General features: G+C 42.8%; 18 protein-coding genes and 1 pseudogene. 10 read left to right on the top strand and 9 right to left on the bottom strand.

Translation table 11 applies throughout. The annotated features are described in order from the left end of the window. The 3 genes and pseudogenes from Q0095_RS00475 to ruvA all read left to right on the top strand — a co-directional run. Nucleotides 1–700 (top strand): annotated as a pseudogene (locus Q0095_RS00475) (hypothetical protein); the annotation flags it as partial. 71 nt (nt 701–771) lie between these two features. Then, nucleotides 772–1,557 (top strand): glutamate racemase, encoded by a 786-nt coding sequence (gene murI, locus Q0095_RS00470; RefSeq protein WP_297880354.1) that lies wholly within the window; start codon nt 772–774, stop codon nt 1,555–1,557. A 28-nt stretch (nt 1,558–1,585) separates the two neighbouring features. After that, complete coding sequence (gene ruvA, locus Q0095_RS00465) at nt 1,586–2,227, top strand: Holliday junction branch migration protein RuvA (protein ID WP_297880352.1); 642 nt, start codon at nt 1,586–1,588, stop codon at nt 2,225–2,227. Between the two features lie 165 nt (nt 2,228–2,392). Here the strand turns inward: ruvA and Q0095_RS00460 are convergent, their stop codons facing one another. Continuing rightward, nucleotides 2,393–2,635: a hypothetical protein gene (locus Q0095_RS00460; RefSeq protein WP_297880350.1), complete on the bottom strand. Its 243-nt coding sequence runs from the start codon at nt 2,633–2,635 to the stop codon at nt 2,393–2,395. A gap of 216 nt (nt 2,636–2,851) precedes the next feature. Here Q0095_RS00460 and Q0095_RS00455 point away from each other — a divergent pair, with 216 nt between their 5' ends. Next, a complete protein-coding gene (locus Q0095_RS00455; protein WP_297880348.1) occupies nt 2,852–3,286 on the top strand; it encodes a DnaJ domain-containing protein in 435 nt (144 codons plus the stop codon). Nucleotides 3,287–3,506: 220 nt separating this feature from the next. On the opposite strand, the gene folP is transcribed toward Q0095_RS00455, so the two are convergent. Genes folP through Q0095_RS00430 form a run of 5 tightly spaced genes read right to left on the bottom strand, consistent with a single transcriptional unit; the run spans nt 3,507 to nt 7,471 of the window. Beyond that, nucleotides 3,507–4,649, bottom strand: coding sequence for a dihydropteroate synthase (gene folP / locus Q0095_RS00450; RefSeq protein ID WP_297880346.1), 1,143 nt, complete (start codon nt 4,647–4,649; stop codon nt 3,507–3,509). Next, entirely contained in the window at nt 4,646–5,266 is a 621-nt protein-coding gene (locus Q0095_RS00445) for a DNA polymerase III subunit delta' (protein ID WP_297880344.1), read from the bottom strand. Before Q0095_RS00445 ends, folP begins: the two co-directional genes overlap by 4 nt. After that, nucleotides 5,263–5,796: a HobA family DNA replication regulator gene (locus Q0095_RS00440; RefSeq protein ID WP_005873254.1), complete on the bottom strand. Its 534-nt coding sequence runs from the start codon at nt 5,794–5,796 to the stop codon at nt 5,263–5,265. The genes Q0095_RS00445 and Q0095_RS00440 overlap by 4 nt, the downstream gene beginning before the upstream one ends. Continuing rightward, nucleotides 5,796–7,001 (bottom strand): aspartate kinase, encoded by a 1,206-nt coding sequence (locus Q0095_RS00435; RefSeq protein ID WP_297880342.1) that lies wholly within the window; start codon nt 6,999–7,001, stop codon nt 5,796–5,798. The genes Q0095_RS00440 and Q0095_RS00435 overlap by 1 nt, the downstream gene beginning before the upstream one ends. After that, nucleotides 7,001–7,471, bottom strand: a complete 471-nt coding sequence (locus Q0095_RS00430; protein ID WP_005873256.1) for an RNA pyrophosphohydrolase — start codon at nt 7,469–7,471, stop codon at nt 7,001–7,003. The genes Q0095_RS00435 and Q0095_RS00430 overlap by 1 nt, the downstream gene beginning before the upstream one ends. A 136-nt stretch (nt 7,472–7,607) precedes the next feature. On the opposite strand from Q0095_RS00430, the gene hemW reads away from it, so the two are divergent. Genes hemW through Q0095_RS00400 form a run of 6 tightly spaced genes read left to right on the top strand, consistent with a single transcriptional unit; the run spans nt 7,608 to nt 12,746 of the window. Then, the gene (gene hemW / locus Q0095_RS00425) at nt 7,608–8,681 is read left to right on the top strand and encodes a radical SAM family heme chaperone HemW (RefSeq protein ID WP_297880340.1); all 1,074 of its coding nucleotides are present in this window, start codon (nt 7,608–7,610) and stop codon (nt 8,679–8,681) included. Nucleotides 8,682–8,738: 57 nt separating this feature from the next. Next, on the top strand, nt 8,739–9,434 hold the full coding sequence (gene tatB / locus Q0095_RS00420; protein WP_297880338.1) for a Sec-independent protein translocase protein TatB: 696 nt from the start codon (nt 8,739–8,741) through the stop codon (nt 9,432–9,434). Nucleotides 9,435–9,449: 15 nt separating this feature from the next. After that, a complete protein-coding gene (tatC, locus tag Q0095_RS00415; RefSeq protein ID WP_291937938.1) occupies nt 9,450–10,205 on the top strand; it encodes a twin-arginine translocase subunit TatC in 756 nt (251 codons plus the stop codon). 1 nt (nt 10,206) lies between these two features. Next, nucleotides 10,207–11,226: a tRNA preQ1(34) S-adenosylmethionine ribosyltransferase-isomerase QueA gene (queA, locus tag Q0095_RS00410; protein WP_297880335.1), complete on the top strand. Its 1,020-nt coding sequence runs from the start codon at nt 10,207–10,209 to the stop codon at nt 11,224–11,226. Then, the gene (locus tag Q0095_RS00405) at nt 11,223–12,260 is read left to right on the top strand and encodes a hypothetical protein (RefSeq protein WP_297880333.1); all 1,038 of its coding nucleotides are present in this window, start codon (nt 11,223–11,225) and stop codon (nt 12,258–12,260) included. Before queA ends, Q0095_RS00405 begins: the two co-directional genes overlap by 4 nt. Before the next feature lie 39 nt (nt 12,261–12,299). Continuing rightward, a complete protein-coding gene (locus tag Q0095_RS00400) occupies nt 12,300–12,746 on the top strand; it encodes a hypothetical protein (RefSeq protein WP_297880331.1) in 447 nt (148 codons plus the stop codon). Between the two features lie 329 nt (nt 12,747–13,075). Here the strand turns inward: Q0095_RS00400 and Q0095_RS00395 are convergent, their stop codons facing one another. The 3 genes from Q0095_RS00395 to Q0095_RS00385 form a co-directional block, all read right to left on the bottom strand. Further along, on the bottom strand, nt 13,076–13,324 hold the full coding sequence (locus Q0095_RS00395) for a hypothetical protein (protein WP_297880329.1): 249 nt from the start codon (nt 13,322–13,324) through the stop codon (nt 13,076–13,078). Beyond that, nucleotides 13,311–13,574 carry a hypothetical protein gene (locus Q0095_RS00390; protein ID WP_297880327.1) on the bottom strand — a complete coding sequence of 88 codons (264 nt, stop codon included), beginning with the start codon at nt 13,572–13,574 and terminating at the stop codon, nt 13,311–13,313. Before Q0095_RS00390 ends, Q0095_RS00395 begins: the two co-directional genes overlap by 14 nt. A 102-nt stretch (nt 13,575–13,676) precedes the next feature. Next, nucleotides 13,677–13,885: hypothetical protein (locus Q0095_RS00385; protein WP_297880325.1), on the bottom strand; the 209-nt coding region annotated here is incomplete at its 5' end.

Genomic DNA, 13,885 nt, shown 5'->3' with positions numbered 1-13,885 from the left:
GGCTCAAATAACACTAAAAGATTATAGTGAATACTTGAACTTCTCAAAAAATAAGACAGATTATGTAGACAACGGAAATACAAAGGTAACTTCAACAAATTCACTTTTAGGAAATGTTTTGGGAGTAGATGGAATAAAAACAGGCTATCATGAAGCAGCAGGTTCAAATATAGTTTTGACGGCAAACAGAGGCAATGATAGAATGATAGCAATTATTTTAGGTTCAGACAGAGCGAGAGATAGAAATGCAATAGGTGCAAAAGAGATAAATGATTATTATGCAAATGGCTATGCTAGAAAGAATCGTGGAAATAATAATTATGCAAGCAGTTCTGCTAACACTGGTAATGCTGTAAAAGTTAATGAAAGTAATAAAGCCGAAAATAATAATGCTCCAAAAGGAAACAAGGTAGAACAATTTTTTAATACAATTTTTGGAAAAAATAACAATAATAATTCAGCTAAGAAAATGAAAATTATAAGCAGAAATGATGTAGTAGCAGTAGCAACAATTGGAAATAATAGATATAATTTATACCCTACAAAAGATGTAGAAATAACTGCAACTCAAAGACCAAATCTAACTTACACAGTAAACTTGAATTCAGGAGTAACTAAAAATAGCAGGGGAAAAATTGTAGGAACATATATTGCAACTGATGGGACGTTGACTTATAGTGGGGAACTGATTATGAAATAATGTAAAAAGAGCTGTTGTTTTTTAACGGCTCAATTTTATTTTTTTAAATATAACAACAGGAAGGAAATAAAATGTCTATTGGAGTATTTGATTCGGGAATTGGGGGACTTACGGTATTAAAAGAGATTAGAAAAGTATTGCCAAATGAAAAAATATATTATCTCGGAGATACAGCAAGAGTTCCTTATGGAGAAAAGACAAAAGAACTGATTGTAAGGTACTCAAAAGAAATTGTTGAGTTTTTGCTGGAAAAAGAAGTAAGTGCTATTGTAGTGGCTTGCAATACAGCTACTGCACTTGCATTAAAGGAACTGAAAGAAACTTTTAAAATACCAATTATAGGAGTAATAGAGGCTGGAGCAAGAACAGCAATAAATACTACAAAAAGTAATAAAATTGGTGTAATTGGAACTAAAGCAACTATAAAATCGGGGAAATATGAAGAAGAAATAAAACTTTTTAATACAAAGGCAGAAGTATTTCAGAAGGCATGTCCGCTTTTTGTTCCAGCTGTAGAAGAAGGAATTTTAAGCGGTAAGCTTGTTAATCAGATAATAAAGACATATTTAGATGATTTTGAAGGGAAAGTTGATACATTAATACTAGGATGTACTCATTATCCGCTTTTAAAAGAGGCAATTGGAAAAATTTATCCAGATATAAAAATAGTGGATCCGGCAAGGGAAACAGCGTTAGATTTGAAAAAAATTTTACAAAAAAATGAATTTTTAAAAAATGATGCTAAGAAAAATGAAGAAGTAAAATATTATGTGACAGATGGAAAAGAAAAATTTAAAGAAATTGGAATTATGTTTTTGGAAGAAAATATTTCAAAAGTTGAATTAGTAAAATTATAAATTACAAATTTAAAAAGAAAGGGTATAAATGTTTGAATATATTTTAGGAAAATTAACAGTGAAGAAGGTTGATTATGTTGCTTTAGAGATAAATGGCTTGGCATACAAAATTCATATATCTCTAAAAACATTTGAAAAAATAGATAATATTGGAAGCAACGAAAAACTATACATTTATACAAATGTAAAAGAAGATGATATTTCTCTTTACGGATTTAAAACACAAAATGAAAGGGAACTTTTTAAAGCGCTAATAAGTATAAGTGGAGTAGGACCAAAACTTGCAATTGCAATACTTTCTACTTTTAATATGAGAGAAATTATTGATATTGTTACAGAGAACGAATCAAAAATCTTTACAAGAGTTCCAGGACTGGGTATAAAAAAAGCTCAAAAGATAATACTGGATTTGAAAGATAAAGTGAAAAAACTGGATGTAGTAGAAGTGATTGAAGAAAATAGCAATATATTAAGTGGAAAACTGATAACTTCAGAAGTATCAGATTCTAGAGTTTTGTTAATGAAGGAAGATTTGAAATTGGCTTTAGAGTCTTTAGGATATGTAAATACAGATGTTTCTAAATGGATAAAAGATAGTGAGTTAGTTCAAATAAAAGATATTAGTGAAGCTATAAAAATAGTTTTGCAAAAAATTCAAAATAAAAAATAGTTTTGCAAAAATGTTAGTCCTTTTGGTTTTACAAATAAATATGATATATAAAAAATGTACCTTTAAACTTTTTACTTTAAAATTAAGTTTTTAGGTACATATTTTTTTGCTAAAAAAATCTTTCTAATCTTATCATTTAAAATCAAGGAATAGATTTATTATTAATTATTTACCATGTCTTTTTACCATAGTCTTTTTATTATTTCTTTTTTCTTGAAAATTTACAGTTCGTTTCTTTTCTAGTATTTTATTAGTTTTTTTTCTTTCTGGTTGAACGATCATTGGTTTCGGCTTTGGATTTTTGGGCTTGGGCGGCATGGCGAAAGATACAATTGATATTCCTGTAATTCCCAAAATTGCAACCATTTTTTTAAAAGTATTTTTCATATTCATATTAATCATCTCCATTCAGATCTATCTTTATTTTTTTATTTTGTTCATATCTTTTCTTGAACAAATATATAATATCATTTAATTTTGACAAAAATATGTAAAATTTATGACTTTTTTGTGAAATTTCAAATTATTTATTTTAAAATTAAATTAAAAATATATTGACAAAAATATAAAAATATAGTATTATTTAATTAACATTAAATATTAATTAATAAAAAAGGAAGAAAAATGAATTATTATGAAGTGCTAGGTGTATCTGAAAATGCTGATATTTCAGAAATAAAGAAAAAATATAGGAAATTGGCGATGAAATATCATCCAGACAGGAATTCGGGGGATGAAAATGCTACTAAAAAATTTCGGGAGGTAACTGAGGCTTATGAGGTTCTTGGGGATGAAAAGAAAAGGGAAGAGTATGACTGTAAAAGAAAAAATGTTCAGAGTCAAAGAAGAAATAAGAATAAAAAGGAAAATGTCAAGGATGAATTTTCTCAAAACGATTTTACTTTCGGAAGGGATTTTTTTAAAAGTGCTAAGGAAATGAGAGGAATGTTTGAAAATAGTTTTAGGATGGATAAAATGGGAGAGAAAAGGGCAAGGTCGGAAAAAGAGAATATTAAAAGTAGATTTGATCAGTTTTTTGATGTAAAGAAAAAAAAATAATGATAATTTGGGGTAATTTTATAAATTTTTATAAGTTTCGACGAGCAAGCGCACGAAAACTTAGGCACAAAATAAAATGTGGATAAAATTCCGCAAAAGCTCTTTCGCAAAATTTTAAAAGAATTAAAATATTTCCTTGAGGAATTTTAAAATTCCGCATAAGGCAAATTTACAAAAATCTCGTGAAAAATATGGAATTTCGTGAAAATTCCGCAAAATTCTAAAATTTTACCGCAGCGACGTCCATCGCGCGCATTAGATTTAGCATTTGAGCGTGTTCGAAAACATCGTGCGTGCGGATGATCGCAGCGCCGTTTAAAGCAGCGATCTGATGCAGATACAGTGAGCCTGCGAGCCTATCCTCGACCGCAGAGGGGCTGTAAAAATCGATAACGCTCTTTCTGCTTGCGCCCACGAGCAGCGGGCAGCCGAAGTGCAAGAAATGCTGCAAATTTTTAATCAGCACCAAATTTTGCTCGGCGGTCTTACCAAAGCCGATGCCCACGTCAAGGATGATCTTTTTAAGCCCCTCGCTTCGCAGCTGCTGCAGATTTTGCGCAAAAAACTCATCTATCTCGCCCATCAGATCGTCATATTTGGGTGCAAGCTGCATATTTTGCGGCTTTCCTTGCATATGCATCAGCACGTAAGTAGCGTCGTAGCGAAGCGCAAGCGGAGCAAGAGCGAGATTTGCGCTGATGTCGTTAATGATACTAAAGCCCCGATCTAGCGCAAATTCCAAACAATACTCATCGAAGCTATCGAGGCTAAATTTAGCCTTTTCATGCAAGCCTAGGCGGTAAATTTCGCTCACGACATCCTTTATGCGCGCAAATTCCTCATTCCTGCCGCAGTACTGGCTGCCCGGGCGCGAGCTCACGCCGCCGATGTCGATGATAGCGGCGCCTTGCTCGATCATCTTTTCGATCTTGCAGATCGCCTCTTTTAGGCTTGCCGCGCGGCTTGAGGGATTGAAGCTATCGGAGTTGATATTTACTACGCCCATTATTTCGCAGCTTTGCGGCCTAGCAAATTTCTCGCTTAGAAATTTCGCGAGCTCCTTTAGCCCGAAGTCCTGCAGTGCTTCCTTTTGCGCCAAAGCTTCGATCTGGCGGTCGTTTGCGATCAAAACCGCGTCCGTACCATCGCGCCCTAGGATCACTCCTTCGTTGCACGCAAGCTCGGCGCCGATACTAAGGGCATCCTGTTTTAAAATATTTGCCGCGGGCGCTCGCAGGTCTTTTAGATAGAAAAAGTTTAGCCGCGATTTTTTCTGCATTATCGCCCGCCCCGCATTTCGCACGCCGATACGCTCGCAAATCAGCGCAAAGTCGGCATCATTTGAAATTTTATAAATTTTCATCTTTTCTCCTCGATCATCAACAACAGCGGAGTAAGCACGGCATGGGCTTTGGCGTTGTGCTCGGCAAGGTAACTCAAGCGGTCAATCCGCTGCAGCTCATCGCCGCTTAGCCTAACGCCCGCTTCGAAACACTCTAGCGCAATCTCGCCGATGAGTGCTTTTAGCGCCGTCTTATCCAGCTCGCCTTTACGCTCCAGCGCGACCTGCGCGTCGATAAACTCCACCGCTTCCTTTAGGCTGAGCCTGGTTAAATTTAACCCGGTGCGGCGTCTGGACTTTCGCACGCAGAGGTTTTGCACCACGAGGCGCGAGCGGATAGTAGGCAGCAGGGCGTTGATGAAAGGGGTAATCAGGAAAAACACCGTATTTTTAGGCGGCTCCTCTAAAATTTTAAGCAGGGCGTTTTGCGCCTCCTCGCCGAATTTCGTAGCAGCGATGACGATGATCTTATCCTCCCGCTCGGCGACGTAGGCTTCGTCGATGATCTTTCGCGCCTCGTCGATCTTAAGTTCAGTGCTTTCGAAAAACCTTAAATTTTTGCGCGGAATTTCGGCTAAAATTTTATCTTTAAAGCCCTCATAATCGCCCGTTAAAACGATCTGATTTATGATTTTCAAAGCACCACTTCGTCAAAAAGCACGGCGTCGATGCTTTTGTCTAAAATTTTAAAAAGCTGGATAAGTTTGAGATCCAGGCTCGGATCGCTCTCGCTCATGTAAAAGCTGTTTTGCAGCCTCTCGTCGATGAGCCACAGATAGCTGTCCTCGTGGCTTTTGGCGATTTTGGCTAACGGATGGTTGCCGTTGCCGATGTAAAAATATATAAAGCCGTTGGCAAACGCGAGGCTTAGCATATCGTTTAGCAGCAGCGCGTCCTCCAGGCTATTTACTCCGCCGCGATAGAGCGAACGCAGCGAAAAAAACGGTAGCAGCGGGCGTGAGTTGGTAGAGGAGTTGATCTTTTTGATGATGTATTCGCTAAACCAGCTTCGCTCATCGTCGCAGATGACGATGAAAGCAAAGCCGTCGTGGAGGAATTTTAGCTTTGATGCTAAAAGCGGCGTCCAGTCCTCCTTGCGATCCTCGAGCCACTCAAGTCCGGGCTCGGAGCGCATCGCCGTAACGCTCCAAGTGTGCAGATCCTGCATTATTTATCCAAATCGTAGGCTTTATGCAGTGCGCGCACGGCAAGCTCGCCGTATTTAGCCTCTACGATCATCGAAATTTTAATCTCGCTCGTAGAGATCATCTGGATATTTATCCCTTCATCCGCAAGCGTCTTAAACGCCTTGCTGGCTATGCCGCTGTGGCTTTTCATACCAACGCCTACTAAAGAAACCTTTACGATATCGGCATCCGATTCGATGATGGAATTCGGATTTGGATTTACCTCTTTCATTACCCTATAGGCCGTTTCCAGCTCGTTTTGCGGCACGGTAAAGCCTAAATTCGTCTCGCCGTTTCGTCCGATATTTTGCACTATCATATCGACGTTGATCTCTTTGCTCGCGAGCGCGGAGAAAATTTCAGCCGCGACGCCGGGGCGATCCTCTACGTTTCTAATCGTAATTCTTGCTTGATTTTTATCCAGTGCAATGCCGCTAATTACCGCATCTTCCATCTTTTCTTCTCCTGTTATGAGTGTTCCTTCATGATCGTTAAAACTGCTTCGCGTCACCAAATTTACGTTTAATTTCTTCGCAAGCTCGACGCTTCGATTTTGCAAAACCTTTGCCCCCAAGCTCGCAAGCTCAAGCATCTCGTCGTAGCTGATACGATCAAGCTTCTTGGCTTTGGGCTCAATGCGCGGATCGGTCGTATAAACGCCGTCCACGTCGGTGTAAATTTCGCACAGATCGGCATTCAGCGCTCCTGCAACGGCGACTGCGCTAAGATCGCTTCCGCCTCGCCCGAGCGTAGTTACTTCGCCTGCGGTACTAATGCCCTGAAAGCCCGCGACGACGACTATTTTGCCCTGCTTTAGCGCCTCTTGCATGCTTTTTGGATCGATAGAGACGATGCGAGCTTTGGTGTGAAAATTATCCGTCACGATGCCCGCACCACGCCCGCTAAATGCGATCGCAGCATAGCCCTTGGCATTTAGCGCGATAGCTAAAAGTGCACTCGTGACGCGCTCGCCCGAGCTTAGCAGCACGTCCATCTCTCTGCCTACGGGAGTTTTAGTAAAAAATTCCGCCTGCTCGATGAGCTGATTGGTAACGCCGCTCATCGCAGATACGATTACCGCGACATCGTGTCCTTCGTTTTTAGTCTTTATCACGCGCTGTGCGACCGCCTCGATCCGCTCTAGCGTGCCGACGCTCGTACCGCCGTATTTTTGAACGATCAGCATTAAATGTAACCCTCCTCCTTAAAATATTTTAAAACCGTCGCGTAAATCGGCTTTTTGAAGTGATTTACGTGCCTTAAAACCTCATTCGCGCCTACGAATTTAAATGCGTCGAACTCCGGAAGTTTAGTATTGATGTTTATATCGGCTAAGCTTCGCAATCTCACCAAAAAATATCTTTGAATTTGCCCGTCGTATGGGCGCATCTTTTGAGCTACTCCATCGGGAAAGTCGTAGCTAAGCCACTTTGGGCACTCAGCGATGATATCGACTTTGCTTGTTCCGATCTCCTCACCTAGCTCTCTGCGGATCGCCATCTTAGGCGTCTCACCATCGTCGATACCGCCTTGAGGAAACTGCCAAGCGCCTTTGATGTCGCTTCGTTGCGCGATTAAAATTTCGCAATTAAACGGATACGAGGGCGAAAGTACGATTGCAGCGACATTCGGTCTGTAATTTTTCTCTTTTTCCATCTCGTTTTCTCACAAAAAATTTCTCAAAATTCTACCTAAAAATATTAAAATTTGCGTTAAGAGGCTTAAAATTTATATAAATTTTCAAATTAATTCGCTAAATTTTGCGACATAAATTTAGCCCATAGGATCGCCCTTGCACATCTACATCCACGTGCCGTTTTGCACCTCCAAATGCCCGTATTGCGCCTTTGGCTCCTTCAGCGACAAATTTAGCCTCGCAAAAAGCTACTTTCGCGCGCTAGAGCTTGAGGTACGCGACTTTTTGACGAAAAATCCGCATGCGCAAATCTCTACGCTTTTTATCGGCGGAGGCACGCCAAGTGCCGTGGATGCGGGGCTTTACGACGAAATTTTTGCGCTGCTCGCGCCGCGTTTTGCCGCCAAAGCCGAAATCAGCTCGGAAGCCAACCCAAACTCCGCTAGCCCCGCTTGGCTTGGGGCGATGCGCGGTCTCGGCGTAAATCGCATCAGCTTCGGCGCGCAGAGCTTCAACGACGCCAAGCTAAAATTCCTTGGTCGCGCGCACAGTGCGGCGCAGATTTTTCTGGCGGTGCAAAATGCCAAAGCAGCGGGCTTTGATAATATAAATTTGGATCTAATCTATGCGAGCAAATTTGACGATAAAAGGAATTTAAAATTTGAAATGGATGAGCTTGCGCACTGTGAAGTGCCGCATCTAAGCGCCTATGCGCTAAGCCTTGAGGAAAACACGCCCTTTTTCGGGCGTGAAAGCTTTAAAAGGGAAAGCGCGGCTCTAGCTAAATTTCTCTTTGCTTTGGCAGCTGATAGCGGCTTTAGCCAGTATGAAATTTCAAATTTTGCCGCGCGCGGACTGCGCTGTAAGCACAATCTGGCTTACTGGCGCGGCGAGGATTACGCCGGATTTGGAGCGTTTGCCGTGGGCACAAGCGGGCAGGTGCGCCTTAGCTCGCCTAAAAATTTGCAAGACTACATTGCAGATCCGCTGCAAAAACAGCGCGAAGCCCTAAGCGCGCAGGATAAAAAGCTCGAGCGCATATTTCTTGGGTTGCGCTGCGTTTTGGGATTTGAGGCGCAAATTTTAGACGCTGCGGAGCTAAGCAACGCGCAGCTGCTCGTGCGCGAAAAAAAGCTGAAATTCGGCGAGGGTAAATTTTATAATCCTAACTTTTTGCTTGCCGACGAGATTGCGCTTTTTATTACGCAAGAAAGCCGCCGCGGGCGCTAAATTTAAGATTAATGAAATTTTAGTTACAATACGCCACTTTTTACGTTAGGAAATTTTATGTTTGGTATCAGTATGCCTGAAATTACGGTCATTTTAATCATCGCGATAATCGTGCTAGGGCCCGAGAAGCTTCCAAAAGTGCTGGTCGAGCTCGCGAAATACTTCAAAGTCATCAAAAAAACTATCAACGACGCAAAATCGAGCTTCGATCAGGAGCTTCGCATCGCCGAGCTCAAAGAGGACGCCAAAAAATATAAAGAGAGTATCACGCAAGCAAGTGAGGGCGTGCGCAAAAAGCTCACGTTTGAGGAGCTCGACGAGATAAAAGGCGGCATAGACTCGGTCAAAGAGACGCTAAATGCGGGGTTAAAAAATATAGAAGGCTCCGTAAAAGACACGCTAAATTCCGCAGAAGTCTCGGCACAAAAACAGAATGAGACGGCAAATTTAAAAGCAAATTCGAGTGGCGAAAATTCCGCGCAAAGCTCCGCTGGCGCCGCAAACTCTACGCAAGGCTCCGCCGGCAGCGCAATGAATTCCGGCGTTGAAAGCAAAAGTGCGAATTCTGGCGCTCGAAACAAAGGCGAAAATTTTATGCCGAGCACGGACGGCGGCGCGGGAAATTCCGCACAAAATACGAAAGCAAGCGGCGAAGCGAAAGGCGCCGCGCAAAATTTGAATGCAAATTTAAACGGCGATGCGCGAAATTCTACGCAAAATTCCGCGCAAAATAACGATACGCAAAAATCATAATGAGAGAGAAATTTAATGTTTGAAGAGCTAAAACCCCATCTAGCCGAGCTTCGCAAGCGCCTAGTTATCTGCGTTCTGTCCGTCATCGTCCTTTTCATCGCGTGCTTCGGCTTTTGGGAAGATATTTTAGGCTTTATGACCCGCCCGCTAGTGCGCGTACTTCCCAAAGGCAGCGAGATCATCTTTACCCAGCTTGGCGAAACGTTTTTTACTGCGATGAAGGTGTCGTTTTTTACCTCGTTACTTCTAGCAATGCCGATAATTTTCTGGCAGGTGTGGCTTTTCGTAGCGCCTGGGCTTTACGACAACGAGAAAAAATACGTCATTCCCTTCGTTAGCGGCGCGAGCATTATGTTCTTTTTAGGCGCGGCGTTTTGCTATTTTTTCGTAATCCCCGTCGCATTTAATTTCTTGGTAAATTTTGGCGCCAAGCAATTTACTGCGATGCCTACGATCGGCGAATATGTAGGCTTTTTCGCTAAGCTCGTCGTCGCATTTGGCATCAGCTTCGAGCTTCCTGTAGTAACCTTTTTCCTCGCTAAGATCGGGCTTGTAACGAATAAAAGCCTGAGCGATTTTTTTCGCTACGCAATCGTCATTATTTTCATCTTTGCAGCGGTGATGACGCCGCCGGACGTGCTTAGTCAGTTTATGCTCGCAACTCCGCTAATTGCGCTTTATCTGCTTTCGATCTTTATCGCCAAAATGATAAATCCGTATAAGCTTGAGGATGACGAAAGCGAAAATTCCACGGACGTAGCGCAGGCGTGAGATGGCGGATCTAAATTTAGTTGGCAGCTACGATTACGAGCTTCCTAGCGAGCTCATCGCAAGCGCGCCCGTGATGCCCAAACAAAGCGCGCGCCTGCTGATCTATGACCGCGCTAAAGAGCAGATTACTCACGCGCACTTCGGCGATCTAGCGGACGCCCTGCCGCCCTGCGATATTATTTTCAACGACACAAAGGTAATTAAGGCGCGCCTCTTCGGCCATAAAAATAGCGGCGGCAAGATCGAGCTTCTGCTAAACTCGCCGCTTGAGGGCAATAAATTTAGCGCCTATATTCGCGGCAGCGTCAAAGTAGGCAGCGAGCTTAGCTTTGAGGCGGGTCTTAATGCGCGCGTTTGCGAGCTGATGGAGGGCGGGCTTCGCATCGTGCAGTTTGAGCGCGGCAGCAAAGCTTTAAACACCCACGATGTTTTTGAAATTTGCGAACGTATCGGCCATGTGCCGCTGCCGCCATATATTAAGCGCGCCGATACCAAGCAGGACGAGAGCTGGTATCAAAGCATCTTCGCGCGCGAGCAAGGCGCCGTCGCCGCACCCACCGCGAGCTTGCATTTTGATAGCGAGATGATCGCGGATTTGCGCCGAAATCATGATATTTACTTCATCACGCTGCACGTGGGCGCGGGCACCTTCAAGCCCGTGGAGGTAGCGGATCTGCGCGATCACAAAATGCACGGCGAGCTCTATTCCATCCCGCCGCAGACCGCGCAAATTCTAAAAAGCGAGCGAAAAATTTTAGGCGTGGGTACGACCGTTACGCGAACGATCGAAAATTTTGCGCGCAACGGGCAAAGCAGCGGGATCTGCGAGCTGTTTTTGCACCCGGGCAATCCGCCGATAAGACAGAATTTTTTGCTTACGAACTTTCACCTGCCCAAATCCACGCTGATAATGCTCGTAGCGAGCTTCATCGGCCTTGAGCGCACACTTGAGCTCTACCGCATCGCAGTGGAGCAAAGATACCGCTTCTACTCCTACGGCGACGGGATGCTTGTGCTATGAAAGCCATAGTTTTAGGCGCGCTAGCAATATTGGCTGCGACGGCAGGCTTTGCGGCAAGAAAACTTTTTGCTAAAAAGCCCGCCGTAAGCGGCAAAATTTTCTCCGCTGCGCCTAAAGTCAAAGAAAGTAATTCCGTCGTCCCCAGACGCGAGGATATCGCACAGATCGATATTTTAAAAATTTTAAAATTCCAAAGCGAAATTTTATTTGAGGAGTGCACGAAATACGACAGCACGCTCTATCTTAGCTTCCCACCGCAGCTGCCGCGTATCTACGGCGGCGAGGTGCTAAATCTCACTAGCGCAGTCTTTGACGCGTGCGAGTTTTTTCTACAAAATATCGCTGAGCCAATCCGCGTAAGCGTGGAATTTAGTAGCAAGGAACTTAGAGCGAATATGAGCTCTATCAAGCTCGACGTGCGAGTAGGTATCGATCGCGAGCTAAAGGATCCGCGCACCTATGCGCTTAAAAGTGCACTAGAAAGCGCTGCTAGCACGGATGATGAGTATCTTACTTCGGCGCAGACCCATTTGCGTGCACTCGGTTCGCATCCGAGTATTGGAGCTGACGGGCGAGGGACATTTATCAAAATGGATGCAGTACTTAGCTGCTTCGCGCAGCAGAGCTTTAGCGCCAAAAAATACGACTACAACGTCATCATCACGCACAAAAACCGCGCGATCTTCGAGGAGCTGCGCGATTTTTTAAGCGGGCTTGGTTGCGACGTGATGCCAAACTCCAACTGGGAGAGCGCGAAGAGGCACCTAAACGACTTCATCTACGTAGCCGACGTCGTCATCCTTGACGCCGAGATTCTGCGCGCCAATATAAGCGAAATAAACTACCTCAACGCGCTGGAAAAAGATGGGGTGTTTTTCATATTTTTGCTCAAAAACAAACACTCGCTCAAGGTGCTTGAGGGGCTAAATTTTAAATTTTTCAAGCTCGAGATGCCATATTTCTACGATGAGTTTTATGCCACGCTTGATCTCATCGAAAAAATCAAAAACGATGAGAATTTCTTGGGGCTGTAGCGAACAGACAGCGATAAATTTAAAACCGAAGAGATTGAAGTGCTGTATTTCGACCTAGATTGGATCAAGGGCAATATAAGCGAATATGCCTTAAGGCAGCGGCGGTACGAGGCGTATTTGGCAGGGCTACATAAAAATATGCATACGCTAGAAAGAATTTTTGCGGGCATAAGCTTCAACGATGCGCTATTGCTACCCAAAAAACAAATCAATGAAAAATTGCATTTAAAATTTTACATCGGAGATTTGCAAAATGGATATTATGAACTAAAATGCGCTATGAGCTCGGATCAAAGATGCGACGCGGCGCCCGGCGAAATAATAACGAGCGAGATATTTTACGAAAATGGCAATTACCGCTTCTCTTTCATCCTCGCTTGCTTGAAGGAATACGCCGTTAATTTTTCCAGGATAGATAGCCTTAAATTTAACGCGATTTCGCAGAAAAAATACCACTTTGAGCATAAGAAATTTAAACTTTCATAGAAAACCGCGCGCCTCAGTCGTCGCGCATAAAATTTTGCCCGTAAAGATCGCGCCCTTAAATTTATCCCACTTGTAAGCCGCAAATAGCGTAAATTCCGTCGCGCCTTGCAGCTAAATTTATTAAATTTAACATAGTCCGCGCACAAGCAAGTTTATTTCGTCCGCTTACCTCAAAAACGCTCAAGCTCCATTTTTAAAATTTACGCCTCAAGCGGACTTAAGATATTTTACAAACGGCATAATCTGTTTTGAAGCACGCCCGATAAGACGCATATAAAGCGAGTAAATTTAAGAATTTAGTGCGGATGGCTTGGCTTGCTATTTAAATTTTATCTTTCGCTCTCTTTTTTAGCCTTGACCGCCTCATAAAGCTCGTCGATCGAGGTCGCGGACGAGCCAGAGTATTTCTGCGCCGCTCGCATAGTCTTTTTGCCCCACTTACCGTCGATTGCCACGTCGTAGCCACCGAACATCAGACTGCGTTGGATATAATAGACTTTATCTTGCTGCGTCATATTTTGTTGCTTCTGCACTTCGCGCTCAGCATCTTTTGCCTGCTCACTTTTATAAACAAGCATCAGCCGCTAAATACCCCAGAGTCAAACTTACCGCAAGAGACGCAATTATCATAAATCTATTATTCGTATTGCATATAATAATTACATATAATAACCGGGTCGCGATACAAAATACTATATATCCTGCGGCAAAAGCAATCGTGGCATTAAAAGCGCTGAAAATAACCATAGCGGCAGCGATTAAAATCGCTACCGCAAGCCCTTCAAGTGAAGTAGCTGCCGCAATAATGAGACCTAATAAAAAGTCCATAAGCAACCTTTAAAAATTTAAATAGCGAGACTCTCCGATTATAAATTCAATCGGAGAGTTTTAGAATTTAACCGCCGATTGGGCGATGAAAAATATGCAAGACTATTCGACATGTTTCATAGTCCTATGAAATTCCGGGCTATGATCTCTTGCTAGCGCAAAAGAATATAAAACCAAAATCGTACCGATAGAGATGAGAAAAACATCTTGAATTATAAAACCAGCTCTTATAAGGACACGTATTCCAAAAACAAGACATACCACGCCTATTAAAAATTTCAAGAACCATGCTCTACTATAAGAGATCTCCG

Origin of the sequence: uncultured Campylobacter sp. (assembly GCF_938045535.1) — a bacterium.
Taxonomy (GTDB): domain Bacteria; phylum Campylobacterota; class Campylobacteria; order Campylobacterales; family Campylobacteraceae; genus Campylobacter_B.
This window is presented reverse-complemented; position numbering and strand designations above follow the sequence as displayed.